The sequence below is a fragment of the Stenotrophomonas sp. YJH_SMC_79 genome (assembly GCF_059367995.1).
Genome location: NZ_JCAFRK010000001.1, coordinates 666,357 through 685,718, shown reverse-complemented (window position 1 = coordinate 685,718; position 19,362 = coordinate 666,357). Strand labels below are relative to the sequence as shown.

At 66.8% G+C, this 19,362-nt stretch carries 20 protein-coding genes; 10 read left to right on the top strand and 10 right to left on the bottom strand.

Annotated elements, in window-relative coordinates; translation table 11 throughout:
- Nucleotides 1-9 precede the first annotated feature (9 nt).
- From AC5P57_RS03260 to AC5P57_RS03235, 6 genes are all read right to left on the bottom strand, one after another.
- Nucleotides 10-645: a glutathione S-transferase N-terminal domain-containing protein gene (locus AC5P57_RS03260; RefSeq protein ID WP_005408842.1), complete on the bottom strand. Its 636-nt coding sequence runs from the start codon at nucleotides 643-645 to the stop codon at nucleotides 10-12.
- 134 nt (nucleotides 646-779) lie between these two features.
- A complete protein-coding gene (locus AC5P57_RS03255; RefSeq protein WP_099552704.1) occupies nucleotides 780-1,529 on the bottom strand; it encodes a cytochrome c1 in 750 nt (249 codons plus the stop codon).
- A complete protein-coding gene (locus tag AC5P57_RS03250; protein ID WP_006429450.1) occupies nucleotides 1,522-2,781 on the bottom strand; it encodes a cytochrome b in 1,260 nt (419 codons plus the stop codon). The genes AC5P57_RS03255 and AC5P57_RS03250 overlap by 8 nt, the downstream gene beginning before the upstream one ends.
- Nucleotides 2,781-3,401, bottom strand: coding sequence for a ubiquinol-cytochrome c reductase iron-sulfur subunit (gene petA, locus AC5P57_RS03245; RefSeq protein WP_004151998.1), 621 nt, complete (start codon nucleotides 3,399-3,401; stop codon nucleotides 2,781-2,783). The genes AC5P57_RS03250 and petA overlap by 1 nt, the downstream gene beginning before the upstream one ends.
- A 200-nt stretch (nucleotides 3,402-3,601) precedes the next feature.
- Entirely contained in the window at nucleotides 3,602-4,522 is a 921-nt protein-coding gene (locus tag AC5P57_RS03240) for a lytic transglycosylase domain-containing protein (protein ID WP_262236262.1), read from the bottom strand.
- 46 nt (nucleotides 4,523-4,568) lie between these two features.
- The gene (locus AC5P57_RS03235) at nucleotides 4,569-5,537 is read right to left on the bottom strand and encodes a helix-turn-helix transcriptional regulator (RefSeq protein ID WP_262236260.1); all 969 of its coding nucleotides are present in this window, start codon (nucleotides 5,535-5,537) and stop codon (nucleotides 4,569-4,571) included.
- Nucleotides 5,538-5,617: 80 nt separating this feature from the next.
- Here AC5P57_RS03235 and AC5P57_RS03230 point away from each other — a divergent pair, with 80 nt between their 5' ends.
- Both AC5P57_RS03230 and miaB read left to right on the top strand, forming a co-directional pair.
- Nucleotides 5,618-6,238 carry a glutathione S-transferase family protein gene (locus AC5P57_RS03230; protein ID WP_005415942.1) on the top strand — a complete coding sequence of 207 codons (621 nt, stop codon included), beginning with the start codon at nucleotides 5,618-5,620 and terminating at the stop codon, nucleotides 6,236-6,238.
- Between the two features lie 148 nt (nucleotides 6,239-6,386).
- The gene (gene miaB, locus AC5P57_RS03225) at nucleotides 6,387-7,805 is read left to right on the top strand and encodes a tRNA (N6-isopentenyl adenosine(37)-C2)-methylthiotransferase MiaB (protein WP_004151967.1); all 1,419 of its coding nucleotides are present in this window, start codon (nucleotides 6,387-6,389) and stop codon (nucleotides 7,803-7,805) included.
- A gap of 33 nt (nucleotides 7,806-7,838) precedes the next feature.
- Here the strand turns inward: miaB and AC5P57_RS03220 are convergent, their stop codons facing one another.
- Genes AC5P57_RS03220 through AC5P57_RS03210 form a run of 3 tightly spaced genes read right to left on the bottom strand, consistent with a single transcriptional unit; the run spans nucleotide 7,839 to nucleotide 10,848 of the window.
- Entirely contained in the window at nucleotides 7,839-8,951 is a 1,113-nt protein-coding gene (locus tag AC5P57_RS03220) for an ABC transporter permease (RefSeq protein ID WP_142807640.1), read from the bottom strand.
- Nucleotides 8,948-9,871 carry an ABC transporter ATP-binding protein gene (locus AC5P57_RS03215; protein WP_142807639.1) on the bottom strand — a complete coding sequence of 308 codons (924 nt, stop codon included), beginning with the start codon at nucleotides 9,869-9,871 and terminating at the stop codon, nucleotides 8,948-8,950. The genes AC5P57_RS03220 and AC5P57_RS03215 overlap by 4 nt, the downstream gene beginning before the upstream one ends.
- A 20-nt stretch (nucleotides 9,872-9,891) precedes the next feature.
- Nucleotides 9,892-10,848, bottom strand: coding sequence for an HlyD family secretion protein (locus tag AC5P57_RS03210; RefSeq protein WP_262236258.1), 957 nt, complete (start codon nucleotides 10,846-10,848; stop codon nucleotides 9,892-9,894).
- Between the two features lie 441 nt (nucleotides 10,849-11,289).
- On the opposite strand from AC5P57_RS03210, the gene AC5P57_RS03205 reads away from it, so the two are divergent.
- The 8 genes from AC5P57_RS03205 (at nucleotide 11,290) to AC5P57_RS03170 (ending at nucleotide 17,898) form a co-directional block, all read left to right on the top strand.
- Nucleotides 11,290-12,276, top strand: a complete 987-nt coding sequence (locus AC5P57_RS03205; protein ID WP_099552710.1) for a PhoH family protein — start codon at nucleotides 11,290-11,292, stop codon at nucleotides 12,274-12,276.
- The gene (gene ybeY, locus AC5P57_RS03200; RefSeq protein ID WP_032130232.1) at nucleotides 12,273-12,758 is read left to right on the top strand and encodes an rRNA maturation RNase YbeY; all 486 of its coding nucleotides are present in this window, start codon (nucleotides 12,273-12,275) and stop codon (nucleotides 12,756-12,758) included. Before AC5P57_RS03205 ends, ybeY begins: the two co-directional genes overlap by 4 nt.
- A gap of 48 nt (nucleotides 12,759-12,806) precedes the next feature.
- Nucleotides 12,807-13,415: a hypothetical protein gene (locus tag AC5P57_RS03195; protein ID WP_099552711.1), complete on the top strand. Its 609-nt coding sequence runs from the start codon at nucleotides 12,807-12,809 to the stop codon at nucleotides 13,413-13,415.
- A 65-nt stretch (nucleotides 13,416-13,480) separates the two neighbouring features.
- A complete protein-coding gene (locus AC5P57_RS03190) occupies nucleotides 13,481-14,089 on the top strand; it encodes a hypothetical protein (RefSeq protein WP_262236256.1) in 609 nt (202 codons plus the stop codon).
- Nucleotides 14,089-14,676: a hypothetical protein gene (locus AC5P57_RS03185; protein WP_262236255.1), complete on the top strand. Its 588-nt coding sequence runs from the start codon at nucleotides 14,089-14,091 to the stop codon at nucleotides 14,674-14,676. The genes AC5P57_RS03190 and AC5P57_RS03185 overlap by 1 nt, the downstream gene beginning before the upstream one ends.
- A gap of 64 nt (nucleotides 14,677-14,740) precedes the next feature.
- Complete coding sequence (locus AC5P57_RS03180) at nucleotides 14,741-15,622, top strand: CorC family transporter (RefSeq protein WP_005408827.1); 882 nt, start codon at nucleotides 14,741-14,743, stop codon at nucleotides 15,620-15,622.
- Entirely contained in the window at nucleotides 15,619-16,869 is a 1,251-nt protein-coding gene (locus tag AC5P57_RS03175) for a DUF4105 domain-containing protein (protein ID WP_262236254.1), read from the top strand. The genes AC5P57_RS03180 and AC5P57_RS03175 overlap by 4 nt, the downstream gene beginning before the upstream one ends.
- 6 nt (nucleotides 16,870-16,875) lie before the next feature.
- Complete coding sequence (locus tag AC5P57_RS03170; RefSeq protein ID WP_049431296.1) at nucleotides 16,876-17,898, top strand: magnesium and cobalt transport protein CorA; 1,023 nt, start codon at nucleotides 16,876-16,878, stop codon at nucleotides 17,896-17,898.
- An 81-nt stretch (nucleotides 17,899-17,979) separates the two neighbouring features.
- Here AC5P57_RS03170 and AC5P57_RS03165 read toward each other — a convergent pair whose 3' ends face one another.
- Nucleotides 17,980-19,344 (bottom strand): NAD-dependent succinate-semialdehyde dehydrogenase, encoded by a 1,365-nt coding sequence (locus AC5P57_RS03165; protein WP_262236253.1) that lies wholly within the window; start codon nucleotides 19,342-19,344, stop codon nucleotides 17,980-17,982.
- Nucleotides 19,345-19,362: the final 18 nt, after the last annotated feature.

Here is a 19,362-nt window from a genome sequence, read left to right as displayed (position 1 = left end):
GTGGCTGGATCAGACCGGCAGATCGCGTAGTTTCTTTTCCTGATCGGTCAGGCTGCGGACGAAGCCGGGGTGGCGGAAGATGCGGTTGCCATAATCCTCGATCGCCTTGCCGTCCTTCGGCAGCGGTACATCCAGCGACTGCAGGCGCCAGATGATCGGCGCCATCGCGCAGTCGGCCAGGCTCATTTCCGGATTGAGGAAGAACTTGCTGGCCTTGAACAGCGGCAGCGAGGCGGTCAGCAGCTCCTTCAGGCGCTTGCGACCGGCCTCGGCCTGGGTCTTGTTGCCCAGCTGGATGGCCTGCACCTGCGGCACCCAGTCGTGCTCGATGCGCAGCATCGCCAGGCGGATGCGTGCACGCGAGAGCGGATCGACCGGCATCAGCGGCGGATGCGGATAACGTTCGTCCAGGTACTCGCTGACCACCGATGCGGCGTACAGCACCAGCTCGCGTTCGACCAGGGTCGGCACCGAATGGTACGGATTGAGGTCGATCAGGTCTTCAGGCGGGTTCTGCGGATCGACCGGAACGAAGTCGAACGTGACCCCCTTGGCCGCCAGGACCAGACGTACACGGTGGCACAGTACATCGTCGTTCGAGGAAAACAGCGTCAGTGTATTGCGCATGCGTACGCTCGCCGCCATCAAAGGCTCTCCCACGACAGGAGACCGCCTGCCGCATCGGCGCCGCCGGCACCGTGCCGGCGATCGACTCCTCCCCGAGTGTGCAACCGACCATCACAAAAGCCAATAGGCCCATGCGATGGCCGGCAGCAGAATCAGTGAACGTCCTTCCAGTATTCCTTCTTCAACAGGTACAGTAGGAAGGTCAGCAGGGCCAGGAACAGGATCACCCACACGCCCAGCTGCTGGCGCTTGAGCGCGGCCGGTTCACCGGCATATTCGAGGAAGTTGGTGATGTCCCGCACGGCCTGGTCGTATTGCCCGGCATCGACCGAACCCGGCGTTTCGATCCTCAGGCCGGTCACCGGCGGGTCCATCCCCGGCGCTTCAGGCTTGCCATGCACGGCATGCTGCAGGCCCTGCATCTCCCACAGCGGGTTGGGCATGGAAGCGTTGGCGAACAGCGCGTTGTTCCAGCCCAGCGGCCGGCTGCTGTCCAGGTAGAACGACTTGAGATAGGTGTAGACCCAGTCACTGCCGCGCACGCGCGCGATCAGGCTGAGGTCCGGCGGCATCTTGCCGAACCACTTCTCCGCGTTCTCCTTGGGCATCGCCACCGGGATCGGGTCGCCGATCGCCGAGCCGGTGAAGTTGAGGTTGTTCATCACCTCCTCTTCGGTCAGGCCCAGGTCCTGCGCCATCCGCGAATAGCGCAGGTACTTCAGCGCGTGGCAACCGGAGCAGTAGTTCATGTACAGCTGAGCGCCGCGCTGCAGCGAGGCACGGTCACCCAGGTCGTTGCCGGCCTGCAGAAGCTTGGTGCCACCTTCGGCGGCGGAGGCCAGGAAACTGCCCAGCATCAGGGCGGCCGTCAGGGCCAGCCGGACCATCCAGCGATCAGTCATGGGTGGTCACCCTCTCCGGTACCGGTTTGGTCTTGTCCAACCGTGTCCATAGCGGCATGGTGATGAAGAACGCGAAGTACAGGAAGGTCAGCACCCGCCCGATGTAGGTTTCGTGCACGTCGGTGCCCGGACCGGAGCCGATCACGCCCAGCCACACGAAGCACACCGCCAGCACGCCCAGCATCACCTTCGAGATCCAGCCGCGGTAGCGCACCGACTTCACCCGCGCCTTGTCCAGCCACGGCACCAGGAACAGGATCGCGATGGCCGAGAACATCACCAGCACGCCGCCCAGCTTGTTCGGCACCACCCGCAACATCGCGTAGTACGGCGTGTAGTACCAGACCGGCTTGATGTGTTCCGGGGTCACCAGGCGGTTGGCCTCGGTGAAGTTGTCATGCTCCAGGAACAGGCCACCGAAACCGGGCGCGAAGAAGATGATGAAGGCGGCGATGATCAGCAGGAAGCCCGCACCGACGCCATCCTTGAGCGTGTAGTACGGGTGGAACGGAATGCCGTCGGCCGGCGCGTTCGGCGACCAGCGGTTGCCCTTCGGCCCCTTCTTGATCTCCACGCCATCGGGGTTGTTCGAACCCACTTCGTGCAGCGCACCCAGGTGCAGTACCACCAGCAGCAACAGCACCAGCGGCAATGCGATGACATGCAGCGCGAAGAAGCGGTTGAGCGTGGCGTCACTGGGCAGGTAGTCGCCCATGATCCATTCGGTCAGGCCGTTGCCGATCACCGGTATCGCGCCGAACAGCGAGATGATCACCTTGGCGCCCCAGAACGACATCTGGCCCCACGGCAGCACGTAGCCCATGAAGGCTTCGGCCATCAGCACCAGGTAGATCAGCATGCCGAGGATCCACACCAGCTCGCGTGGCTTCTGGTAACTGCCGTACAGCAGGCCGCGGAACATGTGCAGGTAGACCACGATGAAGAACAGCGAGGCCCCGGTGGAGTGCATGTAGCGGATCAGCCAGCCCCACTCCACATCACGCATGATGTATTCAATGGAGCCGAACGCCTCGGCGGCGTTGGTCTTGTAGTGCATCGTCAGGAAGATGCCGGTGACGATCTGGTTGACCAGCACCAGCAGCGCCAGCGAACCGAAGTAGTACCAGATGTTGAAGTTCTTCGGCGCGTAGTACTCGCTGACGTGCTTGCGGTAGACCGGCATCAGGCCGGGCGCGCGGGCGTTGACCCAGTCGGCCACGCCGCTGGCGGTACGGCTGAGGATATTGGCCATCAGGCAGCCCCCTGCGGATCGACACCGATGATGATGGTGTTGTCGTCCTGGTAATGGTGCGCGGGCACCTTCAGGTTGATCGGCGCCGGCACGTCCTTGAAGACGCGGCCGGACATGTCGAAGCGCGACTTGTGGCAGGGACAGAAGTAGCCGCCCTTCCACTGCGGGTCGTAGGGTTCAGGCCGGATCTCGGCGACCATTTCCGGCGAGCAGCCCAGGTGCGTGCACAGGCCGACCAGTACGGAGATGTCCGGCTTGATCGAGCGCAGCTCGGGGTTCTGCTTCAGCACGTAGTCCGGCTGCTGGTCCTTCTCGCCGGACTCGGGGTCCTTGAGACGGCCATCCAGCCCATGCAACGCATCGAGGATGGCCTTGGACCGCTTGACGATCCAGATCGGCTGGCCACGCCATTCCACGATCAGGCGTTGGCCTTCCTGCAGGGCGCTGATGTCGGCCACCACCGGTGCGCCGGCAAGCTTGGCGCGGGCACTGGGGTTCCAGGATTTGATGAAAGGAACTGCGGTGAATCCGACGCCGACGGCACCCACCACGGCTGTGGTGGCAGAAAGAAAACGCCGACGTCCGGTGTTGACTGGATCGTGTACCCCATCGTTGGCCATCCGGCACTCCGATATTGATTAGGTAGCTTTAAGGCTGCCAGCGGATCCGGTGGGGGCCAGAGCCGCATTGAATCACGGTCGAGTGTAGCGGAACCGTCGCGCGCCACACAACGCATTGCAACAACATTGATTGCGGGGTTGCCGGCCAGCGGCCGGTCAGTACCGGCCATTGCCCTGGGATTGCCGGCCAGCGGCCAACACTACTGGTGCGTCAATGCGGTGCGGTAACGTTCGGCCAGCTGCCCGACCCGGCGTACGTAGTACTGGGTCTCGCTGTAGGGCGGCACGCCACCGTGGCGGTCGACCGCGCCTTCGCCGGCGTTGTAGCCGGCCGCGGCCAGGGTCAGGTCACCATTGAAGCGTTTCAGCAACCACGCAAGATACTGCACGCCACCACGGATGTTCTGCCCGGCATCGTAGGAATCGCTGACCCCGAAGCGGGCTGCGGTTGGCGGCATCAGCTGCATCAGGCCCTGCGCGCCGGCACGGCTGAGCGCGGTCGGGTTGTAGGCCGACTCGGCATGGATGATGGCGCGTACCACGGCTTCGTCGACGCCGAACTCGCGTGCGGCCGAGGTGATCTCGGTCTGGAACGCGGTAGTGTTCAAGCGCACCGAACCGAAGTCCACACGCGGGTTGACGCCGCAGGCGTAGCAGCGCTCCATGAAACTGTAACGGATGGTGCGCACCGGGCCGAGGTTGGCCACCTGGGTCGGCCGCGCACTGGTGTAGTGGCGCACGCCATCCTTCATGAAGGAATAGACCTGGCCGCTGACCATGCGACCGGCCCGCGAGGCCGCCGGTGCCGCGACCGGGGCTGGCGCAGCCGGCGTCGGTGCGACCGGGGGCGGCGCAGCGGCGCTGGCCGCCACGGCGACCGGATTGCGTTCGATGCTGGCGACAGTGGTCGGCGCAGGCTTCGGTGCAGCCACAACCGGGCGCGGCGCCGGGCGGGTGTCACGGCTGTAGCTGATGGTGCTGCAGCGCGCGCCGACCACCCGCTTGCTCACATAACTGGTGACGCCGTCCGCCCCCTGGCACTTGTACAGGGTTCCAGCGCTGGCCGGCGCAGCGGTCAGCGCAGCGATGATGATCGCCGTTGTCCCCAGTATCCCCTTCATGGCGGCGAGTGTCCCAGCTTCGCCGGGGCTTGCCAAGCGATGTGGCTCAGCCTGTGACCGGCGGCACAGCCAGCAGCTGGCCGAGGCCTGCCAGGCGCTGTGCCAGTTCGTCGCGCAGCCCCGGCGGGGTGGTCCAAAGCGCCACAGGTATGCGGTCCAGGCTGAGAATCTGCGCCAGCATCATGCCGCGGCTCTCGGCGCCCATGCGCAGCAGGCAGTGGTCGGGGCCATCCGCTTCCAGTACTCCACACCACGGCGGGATGCGGCCTTCCAGCTCGGCGTGGCTGCCGGCCAGGCGGAGGATGGCCTGCAACGCGAACGGCGCCTGGCTGACTGCCTGCCGCACCATCACGTCCGGGGGCGCTGGCGTGCGCCGATGCAGGCCCGGCCCGGTGCATTCGCGCACCGCGCCCATCCGGTCCACGCGCAGGGTGCGCCAGTCCTGCCGTCCCAGGTCCCAGGCCAGCAGGTACCAGCGCCGGCCATAGTTGACCAGGTGCTGGGCCTCCACCTCGCGCTGGGTGACCGCGTCCTGCGCACTGCGGTACTCGAAGGCCAGCCGCGACGCCTGCCGGCAGTGCTGGGCCAGCCGCCCGAGCAGGCGTGCATCGGTGGACGGAAGATCGGACAGGGTGGCCGTCGCCGCATGCACCTCGCCGGCCTGCTGGCGGCGACGGGTCGGCACCAGCGGGTCGAGCTTGGACAACAGGCCACGGGCGGTGTCGTCGATGCCGGCGACGGTCGCGGACGCGGCACGCAGCGCGATCGCCAGAGTGGTCGCCTCCTCCTCGTCCAGCAGCATCGGCAGTACCGGTGCCCCGGCCCCCAGCTGGTAGCCGCCCCCTACCCCGGCCGAGGCCTGCACCGGATAGCCCAGTTCGCGCAGTCGCTCGATATCGCGACGGATGCTGCGCCGGTCCACACCCATGCGCTCGGCCAGCTCGGCCCCCGACCACTGGCGGCGGGCCTGCAGCAGGGCGATCAGGCGCAGCAGTCGATGGGCGGTATGGCGCATGAAGGATCGAGGACAGAAGTCGTCCGCAATAGTGCCCCAGGATGGCCTCCAGTTCACCACCCACCGCAAGGAGCAATGCCATGAATTCCCGTCAGATCACGCTGTACCACGCCGCCCGTTCCCGCTCGAGCGGCGCCGTGGCCCTGCTCGAAGCGCTGGGTGCCGACTACCGCATGCAGGTGCTGGACCTGAAGGCCGGCGCCAACCTGGCCCCGGCCTATCTGGCCATCAACCCGATGGGCAAGGTGCCGGCCATCGTCCACAACGGCGCGCTGGTGACCGAACAGGTGGCCATTTATCTGTACCTGGCCGACCTGTATCCGGAAGCCGGACTGGCCCCGCCGATCGGCGACGCCCTGCGCGGGCCCTACCTGCGCTGGATGGCCTTCTATGGTGCTTGTTTCGAGCCGGCAATGATCGACAAGGCGATGCACCGCGAGCCGCCGCCGCGCCTGATGTCGCCGTACAACGACGCCGAAACCGTGCTGCAGGTGGTCGAGGCCCAGCTGGCGCAGGGCCCCTACCTGCTCGGCGAGACGATGAGCGCCGCCGATGTGCTGTGGGGCAATGCGCTGGCCTGGACCACGGCCTTCGGCCTGGTGCAGCCTGCGCCGGCCACGGCTGATTACATTGCACGGATGAGCGCGATGACCGCCTTCGACCGTTCCCGGCAGATCGATGCGGAGCTGGCGGCGGCGTAAGGGCGCCCACCGGGCACCGCCCGGCGCTACCGGGGCCGGCGGGATGCGGGTAGCGCGGGGCCGTGCCCCGCGAGCGCACAGCGCGGCGGGTGGCGCGGGATGCGGGTAGAATTGCCGGCTTTCCCGCCACCCGAATGGATTAAGCGCCATGACCGGGACGCCAGACGTCTTTCCGCCCGCCACGCCGGGCGGTACCCCGCTCGTTGCCCTGCCCGCTGGTCCGCGCAAGCCCGACCAGGTCAAGGGCAAGCTGTACATCAAGACCCACGGTTGCCAGATGAACGAGTACGACTCGGCCAAGATGGCCGACGTGCTCGCCGCCAGCGATGGCCTGGAACTGACCGACAGCCCGGACGACGCCGACGTCATCCTGGTCAACACCTGCTCCATCCGCGAGAAGGCGCAGGAGAAGGTGTTCAGCCAGCTCGGCGTGTGGAAGGGCCTGAAGAACAAGGGCCGTGAGGTCATCATCGGCGTGGGCGGCTGCGTCGCCTCGCAGGAAGGCGAAGCGATCATCAAGCGCGCGCCGTTCGTCGACCTGGTGTTCGGCCCGCAGACCCTGCACCGCCTGCCGGAGCTGATCCGCGCCCGTCGCGAGCAAAAGCGCCCGCAGGTGGACATCAGCTTCCCCGAGATCGAGAAGTTCGACCGCCTGCCGGAACCGCGCGCCGATGGCGCCTCGGCGTTCGTGTCGATCATGGAAGGCTGCTCGAAGTACTGCTCGTTCTGCGTGGTGCCCTACACCCGCGGCACCGAAGTCAGCCGCCCGTTCGAGGACGTGGTGGTGGAAGTGGCCCAGCTGGCCGCGCAGGGCGTGCGCGAGATCAACCTGCTCGGCCAGAACGTCAACGCCTATCGCGGGCCCTATGGGGATGGCGAATTCGCCGACCTCGGCCTGCTGATCCGCACCATCGCCGAGATTGATGGCGTTGGCCGCATCCGCTTCACCACCTCGCACCCGCTGGAGTTCAGCGATTCGCTGATCGATGCGTTCCGCGACGTACCGCAGCTGGCCAACTTCCTGCACCTGCCGGTGCAGGCCGGCAGCGACCGCGTACTGTCGGCGATGAAGCGCGGCTACACCGCGCTGGAATTCAAGTCGAAGATCCGCAAGCTGCGCGCGGTGCGCCCGGACATCTCGATCAGCTCGGACTTCATCGTCGGCTTCCCCGGCGAGACCGATGCGGACTTCGAGAAGACCATGAAACTGATCGAAGACATCGGCTTCGACCACAGCTTCTCCTTCATCTATTCGCGTCGTCCGGGCACCCCGGCTGCGGATCTGGAGGACACCATCAGCGATGCCGAAAAGCATGCGCGCCTTTCGCGCCTGCAGGAGCGCATCAATGCACACGCCGCCGGCATCTCCGAGAAGATGGTCGGCACCGTGCAGACCGTGCTGGTGGAAGGGCCCTCGCGCAAGAACCCGAACGAGCTGACCGGCAAGACCGAGAACATGCGTTCGGTGAACTTCCCGGCGCCGGCGCGGCTGATCGGCCAGTTCGTGGATGTGGTGATCACCGAAGCGCTGACCAATTCGCTGCGCGCGCGGGTGGTGGCGGAGTAAGGTCTGGGTGTGCCGACCATTGGTCGGCATGCCTCAATCCAGCCGCTTGCGGAAACGCAGGATCGCCAGCGTCATCATCACCACGATGAAGGCCAGCAGCGCCAGTGCGTCGTGCCATAGCTCCCACAACGAGGCGCCGCGCAGCATGATGCCGCGTACCAGCCGCAGGAAATGGGTCAGCGGCAGTACTTCGGCCAGCCACTGCACCGGCCGCGGCATGCCGGCGAACGGGAACATGAAACCCGACAGCAGGATCGACGGCAGGAACAGGAACAACGTCATCTGCATCGCCTGGAACTGCGAGCGCGCGCGCGTGGAGATCAGCAGGCCCAGCGCGAGGTTGGCCAGCACCAGCAGCACCGCGGCCAGGTAGATGTCCAGCAGGCTGCCGCGGATCGGCACCTGGAACAGCCAGGTGCCCAGCACCAGCACCAGCGTGGTCTGCAGCAGGCCAATCGCTGCGTAAGGGAGCACCTTGCCCACCATCAGTTCGCTGCGCGATACCGGCGTGGCGATCAGCAGCTCCATGTTGCCGCGCTCGCGTTCGCGCACCACCGCCACCGCCGTGAACATCACCAGGGTCATGGTCAGGATCACCCCGATCAGGCCCGGCACGATGTTCACCGCCGAGCGCCGCTGCGGGTTGTAGAAGCTGGTCACGCTGACCTGCCCACTGGCGATGCTGCCTTCGCGCAGCGGCCGGGCATTGCTGGTCGGGCGCGTATCCAGCGGCACCTGGGCCAGCTGGATCGCCGCGCTCTGCACCACGGTGTCGCTGCCATCGACCAGCACCTGTACCGCTTCGCGCCCATCGAAACGGCGACGCTCGAAATCGGCCGGCACCACGATGCCAACGCTGATCTCGCCCCGGCGCAGCGCCTGCATCAGCTGGTCAGGCGTATAGGCTTCGCTGCGCGGCGTGACCACGCCGGTGGCGACCATGTCCTGCACCAGCGCGCGCGAGGCCGCACTGTTGGCCTGGTCGGCGACACCGGCATCGAGGTGGCGCAGGTTGAGGTTGATCGCATAGCCGAACAACAGCAACTGCATCACCGGAATGCCGACGATCATCGCCAGCGTGATGCGGTCGCGGCGCAGCTGGCGCAGCTCCTTGAGCATGATCGCCCACAGCCGGCGCAGGTTCATGCTGCTGGCTCCCTGCCACGGCCGCGGGTGGCAGCGACGAACACGTCTTCCAGGTTCGGGGCCACCGCATCGATGCGGGCCCGCGGATCGGCACCAGCCAATGCGTGCTGCAACGTGGGCATGTCGGCCGCGCCTTCACTGCACAGTACGCGCAGCTGCGTGCCGATCTGTGCCACGCTCAGCACGCCAGGCAGTTCGGCCAGCGCGCGGCTGGCCTGGCGCGGCTGAGAAGATGTCACCTGCAACGTGCGCCCTTGCAGCCGGGCACACAGTTCGGCCGGCGTGCCATCGGCCACCAGCGCGCCACGATCAAGGATCGCCAGCCGGTGGCAGCGCTCGGCCTCATCCATGTAGTGGGTCGAGACCAGCACGGTGGTGCCCGCATCGGCCAGTTCGAACAGGGCCTCCCAGAAATCGCGGCGCGATTCCGGATCGACCGCGCTGGTCGGCTCGTCCAGGAACAGCAGCTCTGGCGCATGCACGACGGCACCGGCCAACGCCAGGCGTTGCTTCTGCCCCCCACTGAGCGTGCCAGCCAGCTGCGGCTGCCGATCCTGCAGCCGGTACTGTTGCAGCAGTGCATCGACGCGCTGCCGCGCCTGCGTGCGCGGCATGTCCTGGATGGCGGCGAGGAACTCCAGGTTCTCGCGCACCGACAGGTCTTCATACAACGAGAAACGCTGGGTCATGTAGCCGATGCGCCGGCGCAGCGCTTCGGCCTGCTCCGGCACGGCCAGGCCCAGCACCTCGATCTGGCCGGCACTCGGTTCCAGCAGGCCGCACAGCATGCGGATGGTGGTCGACTTGCCCGACCCGTTCGGACCCAGGAAGCCATACACCTGTCCGCGCGGTACGGTCAGGTCGACGTTGTCCACGGCCAGCAGGTCGCCAAAGCGGCGGGTCAGGCCCTGCGCATGCACCGCAATGTCGTCACCGGTGTTCAGAAGCTCACCTGTACCGGCATTCCCGCCGGCAGCTTCTGCATGTCGGCGGCGCCGTCCACTTCGATCTCGGCGAGGTAACTAAGGCGTGCGGCATCGTCACCGGTCAGTGCGTAGTACGGAGTAAACGAAGGCTCGCTGCGGATCGAGCGCACATGCCCCTTAAACGCAACACTTTGCCCTTCCAGATGCACCTGCGCGGCCTGCCCGACCTTGACCTGCAACCGCAATGGCTGCGGCAGGTAGACGCGCGCATAGGGGCGCTCGCCGACCAGCATCACCGCCAGCGGTGCGCCGATCGGCGCCTGGTCGCCCTGCCGGTAGGGCAAGGCATCGACGACGCCATCGCGGGGCGCGCGCAGCTGCAGCTTCTGCAGGTTGACGCCCTGCACCACCTGCTGCGCCTGCGCAGCGTCAGCCGCAGCCTTGCCCTGGGCGATGTCCTGCGCCCGGCTGCCATGCACCAGCTCCAGCCAGGCCTGCTCGGCGGCACGCGCACTGGCTTCGGCATTGCCGGCCGCAGCCCGTGCGCGGTCCAGCTCGGCGGCGGCGACCAGGCGCTGGCGTGCCAGCGGTTGCACGCGGCGGTAGTAGGCACTGGCTTCGGCAGACTGCGCCCGTAACGCGGCCAGCTGTGCCTGGGCCTGTGCGATCTGTTCCGGGCGCGGCCCGATCTTCAATTCCTCCAGCTGCGCCTGCGCGCGCACCGTGTCGGCCTGGGCGGCGACAAACTGCGCATCGCCGCGCGCCGGGTCGAGCTGCATCAGCACGGCACCGGCCGTGACCTGCTGGCCCTCGCGCACATCCACCGTAGCGATCACCTCGGCCGCCGGTGCCGGCACTGTGATCCGGTCCCACTCCAGTGTCCCCAGTGCAACCGGAGGCGCCTTGCCACAGCCTGCCAGCAGGGCAAGGCCTGCCAGTCCGATCCCACGTGTCCAGCTACCGGTGTCCATGCCATCCCCTCCTGCGACGGCGCCACGGTGCCATGCGCCCCGTGCACCCACAATGATTGCAATCAGCCATGGTGTTTTTTTCACCACCGGCTGCCCGGCCTTTTACCGCAAGGCTCTGCGCCACCTATCCACAGCTTGGTTCAGCATCATTCCACAGCCGGTGTGGAAAACCGGCAGGCGGTGTCCGTGTTGGGTGCCTGGCAGCGGAACATGCGCTGCCGTCACACGGGCCGACCGACCGTGACGGTTTTTTCACCACCACCTCATGGTCCTTGTGGCACAAGCACTGCGAGGGCCTATCCACAGGTTTTCGCGCACCCCGTCCACACCGGGTGTGGAAAACCGCGTATCGGCCCGCTGCTGGCCGCGCGCCCCGTGTGCGCGCTACCCTTGTCTCCCCTGAATACACTGCGGTGGAAGGCGTCCGCCCCACCCGAAGCAATGAAAAGCATCGAGCATCGAGACTTCACCCTGTCGCCGGAAGACAACGAACGGCTGGCCAACCTGTGTGGCCCGTTCGACGGTCATCTGCGGCAGATCGAACTGAAACTCGGCGTGGAAATCGCCAACCGTGGCTTCGTGTTCCGCATCAGCGGGCCGAACGAGGCCATCGTCGAGGCGCAGAAGCTGGTCGAGGCACTTTACGCCGAGACCACCGAGACCACCTTCGACAACCACGCCATCCACCTGCGCCTGGCGCAGGCCAATGTCGAGCAGATCGCCGAGCGCTCCTACGAAGCACAGGAGGTGGCGATCAAGGTCAAGCGCGGCACGGTACGTGGGCGCGGTGCCAACCAGGCCCGCTACCTGCACCAGATCGCTACCCACGACATCAACTTCGGCATCGGCCCGGCCGGCACCGGCAAGACCTTCCTGGCCGTGGCCAGCGCAGTCGAAGCACTGAACGAATCGCGGGTGCAGCGGCTGATCCTGGTCCGCCCCGCAGTGGAAGCCGGCGAGAAGCTGGGCTTCCTGCCCGGCGACCTGAGCCAGAAGGTCGATCCCTACCTGCGACCGCTGTACGACGCCCTGTACGAGATGATGGGCGTGGAGAAGGTGGTCAAGCTGCTGGAGAAGAACGTCATCGAGATCGCGCCGCTGGCCTACATGCGCGGCCGCACGCTCAACGATGCGTTCGTGATCCTGGACGAAGCACAGAACACCACCATCGAGCAGATGAAGATGTTCCTGACCCGCCTGGGCTACGGCTCCACCGCGGTGGTCACCGGCGACCTGACCCAGACCGATCTGCCCAAGCACGTGAAGTCCGGCCTGCGCGACGCCATCGACGTGCTGCGCGAGGTCGAGGGCGTCAGCTTCACCTTCTTCGAATCCCGTGACGTGGTCCGCCACCCGCTGGTCGCGCGCATCGTCAGCGCCTACGACCGCCGCGACCTGCATCAGATCCAACCTGGAGCAACTCCATGACCCGTGGTCCCGTGCGACTGGACGTCGCCGTCAGTTATGCCCTGCCGCGTGCCGGCCTGCCGGCGGCAGTGAGTTTCCGCAAGTGGGTGGCCGCCGCGTTGAAGGGCCGCATCCGCGAGGCCGATCTGGCCATCCGCGTGGTCGATGCCAAGGAAGGACAGTCGTTGAACCGCCATTACCGCGGCAAGGACTACGCCACCAACGTGCTCAGCTTCCCGGCCGAAGTGCCCGAAGGCCTGCCCAAGGGCGTCAAGTTCCCGCTGCTGGGTGACCTGGTGATCTGTGCTCCGGTCGTGGCACGGGAGGCCGACGAACAGGGCAAGGCGCTCAATGCCCATTACGCGCATCTGACCGTACACGGCGTGCTGCACCTGCTTGGCTGGGACCACGAGGACGACAAGGAAGCCGAGGCTATGGAGCAGCTGGAACGGGAGATCCTGGCCGAGCTGGGCATCGCCGACCCCTACGCCGGCGAGCGCTGACACCGGGCCCTGTTCCGAGCCCACGCACTCACGGAAGAGGAGCGCAGCATGACCCTGCCCGCACTTGTGCTTGCCGCGCTACTGCAGTCCGGGGCAGGCCTGATGCCCGATCCTGACCGTCCCTCACCGTTCCCCACCAGCGACAGCGAGGCCGACATCGCCGCAAAGATCGCCGAACTACGGGCGTTCTTCGGCAGCAGCGAGCGCGACACCCGCAACATCGTCGCCACTGCCCAGCAACGGGCACTGATCGAGCGCTTGGAAGCGCGGCACGCGGCACGTCTGGCCGGCATCTGGGTGGACAATGCGAGGGGCTGGAACGTTGTCGTGCGACTGGCAGGCGCCGCACCCGAGGCGGATGAGACACATCCAGGGGCGGATGGCCCGCAACGTGTGCGCTACATCACCGGCGCCGCGATGACCGAAGCGGAGATGACGCGCCGCCTGCGCGCACAGCGGGACTGGTTGCGGGCCCAGCTGCCTGACCTGTTCGGCTATGGCCTGGATGTCACGACCGGGGAGCTGGAGGTGGAGCTGCGGGATACCCCAGCCAACCGCGCGACGGCGGCGGCCGTGCGTGACCACCTGCAGGCGCGACTGGGCTACCCGGTCAGGCTGCGCTGGTACCCGGCGGCCACGCGCTGGAATCCGCCCTGACTGCGCCACGGCTGGAGTGCCATGAGCTACTGTTCAACACCGGCCAGGACGCGGAAGGAAAAAGGATGAACCCAGGGAACAGCTTCACGACGTTTGCGATGGGCGCCGGCCTGTTCGCCACCCTGCTGGTGCTGGGCGCTTACACCGTGCGCCGCCTCAGCGCCCGCGACCCGAGCGGCAGGCACTGGCTGCTGCGTAGCCTGGCCCTGCTCTCGCCCGTGTGCCTGCTGGCCGGGCTGGCGATCGGCATGATCGGCCCCCACCTCACAGATAGAGCGGAACCCGCCCACCTGCCCGGGCTGTGGGAAACGTCGATGGTACTGGTACTGGTCGGTGCCTTGACCCTGCCGGTGCTGTGGCGAACGCTGCTGCAGCAGCGGCTTGGCAGGCCGGTCAACGCGCTCCCGTTCTTCCATGCCAGCCGCACCTCGCTGCTGGTGCTGTTCGTGCTGGCCGTGATCTACATGAAAGTGGGCAGGACCGCCGCAGCGGAACTGATGCCCTGGCTGACCAGCCCGGGCCTGTGGCCGGCGGTGGCGCGCATCGCGGGGCAATCGATGCAGGTCGCCATGCTTGCGGTCGTGCTGACCCTCTCACTGATGGTCGTGCGGCTGGCGATGACCGGTTTCCTGCGCCTTCTCAGCGGGCTGTTCAGGCGCTCGCCGGGGCTATGATGGCGGCCCTTCGCCTGCGGAAACCGACCGTGTCACTGCGCTGCTGCCTGCCCCTGCTCTGTGCCCTCGCCGCTCCCTCCGCCTTCGCCTCCAGCCTGGACCTCCCGGCCCTGATCGAATGCCGCCAGGGCGTGGCCGACCAGGCCGCGCTGGCACCATTGCTGTCCGACCCGCTGAAGGCCGTGGCCCAGGGCCTGCAGCCGCTGCCGCAGGGCAACCAGTTCATGAGCGAATACCGGTTGGCCCAGCCGATCAGCGTATTCGGCGTGAACACCGAGCGGGTGGCGGTGGCGGGTGCCAGCGTCATGGCCGTCCTCGACCAGGCCGACCCACGCCCGCTGGCCAAGCGCCTGGCGCTGGAGACGGGCTACGACCAGGACGGCAAGTTCATGGCCGGCCGCGAGGTGGTCAGCCGCGATGTGACCGACCCGAGGACCGGCGAGGCCCAGATCGAGTCGATCATCCTCAGTGTCTCCACCGTGGCCTCCCACCCCGGCAAGACCCTGGCCGGCTGCACCTACAGCCTGGACCTGCCCGAAGAGGAGCCGGCCACGGCCGCCCCAGGCCCGGCCACCGGCAGTCACTGACAGGCCGTCACATCCTGCTAGACTTGGGTCAACGCCCGGCCTGCCGGGTGCCTTTTTTCCAGAGATGTCAGAAGACGACAGTAGTAGCTCCCCTGCGGAGCACAGTGAAAAGAAGCGCGGCTGGCTTGAACGCCTGACCTCCGCCTTCTCCGGCGAACCCCATACCCGCGACGAGCTGGTCGCTGTCCTGCACACCGCGCAGGAGGAGGGCCTGATCGCCGCCGATACCCTGAAGATGATGGAAGGCGCCATTTCGGTGGCCGAGCTGACCGTGGGCGACGTGATGATTTCGCGCTCGCAGATGGTCTCGCTGCCGGTCGAAGCACCCTTCCTGGAACTGATGAAGCAGGTGGTCGAATCCGGCCATTCGCGCTTCCCGGTGCACGGCGAGAACAAGGACGACATCCTCGGCATCCTGCTGGCCAAGGACCTGCTGCGCGGCGTGGTTGCCGACAACGGCCCGGCCAACGTGCGTGAGCTGCTGCGCCCGGCGGTACTGATCCCGGAGGCGAAGAAGCTCAACGTGCTGCTGAAGGAATTCCGCCTGTCGCGCAACCACATGGCCATCGTGGTGGACGAGTACGGCGGTGTCGCCGGCCTGGTCACCATCGAGGACGTGCTGGAACAGATCGTCGGCGAGATCGACGACGAGCATGACGAGGCCGAGGATCCGTCGGCGCAGATCGCGATCCAGTCCGACGGCCAGTACGTGGTCGACGCACTGACCCCGATCGGCGACTTCAACGAACGCTTCGGTGCCACCTTCTCCGACGAGGACTACGACACCATCGGTGGCCTGGTCACCGAGGCCGTGGGCCACCTGCCGGAAGTCGGCGACGAACTGGCGCTGGACCGCTTCATGTTCCGCGTGGCCCGCGCCGATGCGCGCCGGGTGCAGGCCTTCCATGTGACCGTGCTGCCGCCGGACGCGCAGGACGACGCTTGAAGCGCCGCGGTCTGATCCTGACGCTGTGGCTGGCACTGTGGGTGCTGGCCATGGCCCTGCCGCTGGCCGCGTTCGCGCAGCCGGCGGCGGCCACACCTGCAGCGTCCATCGCAAGCGTCGAGTCCCCTGCGCCTCGTATCGGCGTGGTGACCATGCAACCGGGCACGGTGTTCTTCGAGCGATTCGGCCATGACGCCATCGTCGTGGTCGATCCGCTCAGCGGTGAAGCGACCTCGTACAACTTCGGCTACTTCGATCCGTCCGAAGACGATTTCATCAGCCGCTTCGCACGCGGCGACATGATGTACTACCTGGTGGCGCTGCCGCTGCAGCAGGACCTGTCCTACTACGACGAGACCGGCCGTGGCGCCAGCGTGCAGTGGCTGGACCTGCGCCCGGACCAGGCCCGCTCGCTGGCCGCCGACCTGGCCGAACGGGCCAAGCCGGAAAACGCGCGGTACCACTACGATTACTACACCGCCAACTGCGCCACGATGGTGCGCGACACGGTGGACAAGGCACTGGGTGGCGGCCTGCAGTCGCAGCTGGCCGGTCGCTCGCGCGGCAACACCTACCGCAGCGAGTCGGTGCGCCTCGCCTCGCCGGCCCCGTGGATGTGGCTGGGCTTCGACGTCGGCCTGGGGCCGTTCGCCGACCAGCCACTGTCGCGCTGGCAGGAGGCGTTTGTGCCGATGCGCCTGGCCGATGCCCTGCGCCAGGCGCGCAACAGCGATGGCCGGCCGCTGGTGCAGTCCGAACAGGAACTGCTGCCGCACCGCATCGCCCCGGAGCCGAAGGAGTTCGCGCGCCGTTGGTGGCCGTGGCTGCTGTGCGGCCTGGTGATCGCCGCCGGCGTGCTGGCGCTGCGCCGCCGTCCGCGCCTGCTGGCCGGGCTGGCGTTGCCGTTCTGGCTGTTGTGTGCCCTGTTCGGCGGCGTGCTGGTGTTCCTGTGGGGCTTCAGCATCCACTACGCCGCGTGGGCCAACCGCAACCTGCTGCTGCTTTCGCCACTGGCCGTGCTGCTGCTGCCGGGTGCGATCGCCCTGCTGCGCCGGCGCGTGCCGGGCCGCATGTTCAGGGTGGTGCTGTGGCTGCTGGCAGTGCAGGCCGTGGCCGCGCTGGTGCTGCACTGGCTGAGCCTGCAGGCGCAGTACAACGTGCAGTGGATCGTGCTGCTGCTGCCGGTGCACGTCGCCCTGGCGTGGGTGCTGGCGCGTCGTCCTCACTTGTCCGAAACACGGCCCTGACGCACGATGGCGGGCATGTCATTGCCCGCCTCCGCTTCCGCCCCGGCTTCGGCCAACCCTACCTGCGTCATCAACTGCGTCCACTACGATGACGAAGGCAAGCGCCACGACATCAGCCTGGACGCCATCAGCGATGTCATTGCCAGCGGCAACGGCTTCGTCTGGGTCGGCCTGTACGACCCCAATGAAGACGTGCTGTTGAAACTGCAGGAAGAATTCTGCCTGCACGACCTGGCCATCGAGGATGCGCGCAATGCGCACCAGCGGCCCAAGGTCGAGACCTACGGCAATTCGCTGTTCGTGGTGGTGACCACCGCGCAGATGGTCGACGAACGCATCCAGTATGGCGAAACCCATGCCTTCCTCGGCCCGCGCTTCCTGGTGACGGTGCGCCACGGTGCCTCGTTGTCCTACGCCCCGGTACGTGCGCGCGTGGAGCGCGAGCCGCAGCTGCTGAAGATGGGCCCGTCGTACTGCCTGTACGCGGTGACCGACTTCGTGGTCGACAACTACCTGCCGATCGTGCACCGCTTCCGCGACACCCTGGACCTGCTGGAAAAGGACATCTTCGCCGACACCTACAAGCGCAGCACGGTGGTGCGGCTGTACGAGCTCAAGCGCGAACTGAACAAGATGCGCATGGCGGTGGCACCGCTGCAGGATGTGCTGGCCCAGATCCGCCGCTACCAGGGCGATCTGATTCCCGACGAAGTGAAGCTGTACGTGCGTGATGTGCATGACCATGCGGTACGCATCAGCGATGTGATCGACACTCTGCGCGAGATGCTGGGCACCGCGCTGAGCGTGAACCTGTCGCTGGTGACACTGGCGCAGGGCGAGACGGTGAAACGACTGGGTGCCTGGGCTGCACTGCTGGCCGCGCCGACGCTGATCACCAGCTGGTACGGCATGAACTTCAGCCACATGCCGGAGCTGAGTGAGCCGTGGTCGTACCCGCTGATGATCGTTGGCGTGGGCGGTGTGTGCGTGGGGTTGTACCGGCTGTTCAAGCGCGCGAAGTGGTTGTAGCGCGTTTTCTGTAGAGTCGAGCCATGCTCGACTGCTCTGGCAGGCAGCAGTCGAGCATGGCTCGACTCTACAGAAGCGGGATCAGGCCACGTAGACGGTCTTGATGTTCATGAACTCATGGATGCCGTGGTCGGCCAGTTCGCGACCGAAACCCGACTGCTTGCTGCCACCGAACGGCAGCCGCGCATCGCTCTTGACGATGGCGTTGACGAATGCCGCACCGCATTCCATGCGCTGGGCAAACCCTTCGCCGCGCACCGGGTCGCCGGTCCACACGCTGCCGCCCAGGCCGAAGCGGGTGTCGTTGGCCACGTGCAGCGCTTCGGCTTCATCCTTGACCCGGATCACCGCCGCAACTGGTCCAAACAGTTCCTCGTCGTAGGCCGGCATGCCAGGACCCACCTGGTCGAGCACCGTGGCCGGATAGCCGGCATGGGTGCCGGCAATCGGCTCGCCGCCGATCAGCACCCGCGCGCCCTTGGCCACGCTGGCCTGCACCTGCTTGTGCAGTTCGTCGCGCAGGTCGGCGCGCGCCATTGGCGCCAGCGTGGTGCCCCGCTCATCAGGATCGCCGTACTGGCGCTCTGCCGCCGCTTCCACAAAGCGACGGGTGAATTCATCGGCCACCGCCTCGACCACGATGAAGCGCTTGGCCGCGATGCAGGTCTGGCCGCTGTTGTCGAAACGTGACTTCACTGCCGCCGCCACGGTCTTGTCGAGATCGGCATCGTCGAGTACCACGAAGGCGTCACTACCACCCAGCTCCATCACCGACTTCTTCAACTGGCTGCCGGCGTTGGAAGCGATCGAGCGCCCTGCCCGCTCGCTGCCGGTCAGCGTCACCGCCTTCACCCGTGCGTCGCGCAGCACCTCGGCAGCCTGGTCGTTGTCGATGTGCAGCACGTCGAACACACCATCGGGTAGACCCCCGTCACGGCACACGGCCAGGATCAGGTCGGCGCACTGCGGTACGTTGCTGGCGTGTTTCAGCAGGGCCACGTTGCCGGCCATGAACGCCGGGGCCAGGAAGCGGAACACCTGCCAGATCGGGAAATTCCATGGCATCACCGCGAACACGCAGCCGATCGGTTCGTAGCGCACGTAGCTGCGCTGGGCTTCGGTGTCGATCAGCTGCGGCTTGAGATAGTCGGCTGCGTGGTCGGCGTAGTACTCGCAGGCGGCAGCGCACTTGTCGACCTCGGCCAGCGCCTCGGCCTTGAGCTTGCCCATCTCGTGGGTCATCGCCTGCTGCAGATCGTCGCGGCGCGTGCGCAGCTGCTCGGCGATCCGGCGCAGGATGGCACCACGATCCTGCAGCGAGTGGTCGGCCCAGCCGGGGAAGGCATCGGCAGCGGCCTGCAGGCGCTGCTCGATATCGGCAGCGCCCATCAGTTCATGGCGGTAGGTCACCTGGCCGGTGGCCGGGTCGATGATCTCGACGGTCATGGGGGATCTCCCTCTGGA

Excerpts from the sequence above, each read along its gene's own strand:
- AC5P57_RS03260 (WP_005408842.1), bottom strand. The coding sequence starts at position 645 with ATGGCGGCGAGCGTACGCATGCGCAATACACTGACGCTGTTTTCCTCG.
- AC5P57_RS03255 (WP_099552704.1), bottom strand. The coding sequence starts at position 1,529 with ATGACTGATCGCTGGATGGTCCGGCTGGCCCTGACGGCCGCCCTGATG.
- AC5P57_RS03250 (WP_006429450.1), bottom strand. The coding sequence starts at position 2,781 with ATGGCCAATATCCTCAGCCGTACCGCCAGCGGCGTGGCCGACTGGGTC.
- petA (WP_004151998.1), bottom strand. The coding sequence starts at position 3,401 with ATGGCCAACGATGGGGTACACGATCCAGTCAACACCGGACGTCGGCGT.
- AC5P57_RS03240 (WP_262236262.1), bottom strand. The coding sequence starts at position 4,522 with ATGAAGGGGATACTGGGGACAACGGCGATCATCATCGCTGCGCTGACC.
- AC5P57_RS03235 (WP_262236260.1), bottom strand. The coding sequence starts at position 5,537 with ATGCGCCATACCGCCCATCGACTGCTGCGCCTGATCGCCCTGCTGCAG.
- AC5P57_RS03230 (WP_005415942.1), top strand. The coding sequence starts at position 5,618 with ATGAATTCCCGTCAGATCACGCTGTACCACGCCGCCCGTTCCCGCTCG.
- miaB (WP_004151967.1), top strand. The coding sequence starts at position 6,387 with ATGACCGGGACGCCAGACGTCTTTCCGCCCGCCACGCCGGGCGGTACC.
- AC5P57_RS03220 (WP_142807640.1), bottom strand. The coding sequence starts at position 8,951 with ATGAACCTGCGCCGGCTGTGGGCGATCATGCTCAAGGAGCTGCGCCAG.
- AC5P57_RS03210 (WP_262236258.1), bottom strand. The coding sequence starts at position 10,848 with ATGGACACCGGTAGCTGGACACGTGGGATCGGACTGGCAGGCCTTGCC.
- AC5P57_RS03205 (WP_099552710.1), top strand. The coding sequence starts at position 11,290 with ATGAAAAGCATCGAGCATCGAGACTTCACCCTGTCGCCGGAAGACAAC.
- ybeY (WP_032130232.1), top strand. The coding sequence starts at position 12,273 with ATGACCCGTGGTCCCGTGCGACTGGACGTCGCCGTCAGTTATGCCCTG.
- AC5P57_RS03195 (WP_099552711.1), top strand. The coding sequence starts at position 12,807 with ATGACCCTGCCCGCACTTGTGCTTGCCGCGCTACTGCAGTCCGGGGCA.
- AC5P57_RS03190 (WP_262236256.1), top strand. The coding sequence starts at position 13,481 with ATGAACCCAGGGAACAGCTTCACGACGTTTGCGATGGGCGCCGGCCTG.
- AC5P57_RS03185 (WP_262236255.1), top strand. The coding sequence starts at position 14,089 with ATGGCGGCCCTTCGCCTGCGGAAACCGACCGTGTCACTGCGCTGCTGC.
- AC5P57_RS03180 (WP_005408827.1), top strand. The coding sequence starts at position 14,741 with ATGTCAGAAGACGACAGTAGTAGCTCCCCTGCGGAGCACAGTGAAAAG.
- AC5P57_RS03170 (WP_049431296.1), top strand. The coding sequence starts at position 16,876 with ATGGCGGGCATGTCATTGCCCGCCTCCGCTTCCGCCCCGGCTTCGGCC.
- AC5P57_RS03165 (WP_262236253.1), bottom strand. The coding sequence starts at position 19,344 with ATGACCGTCGAGATCATCGACCCGGCCACCGGCCAGGTGACCTACCGC.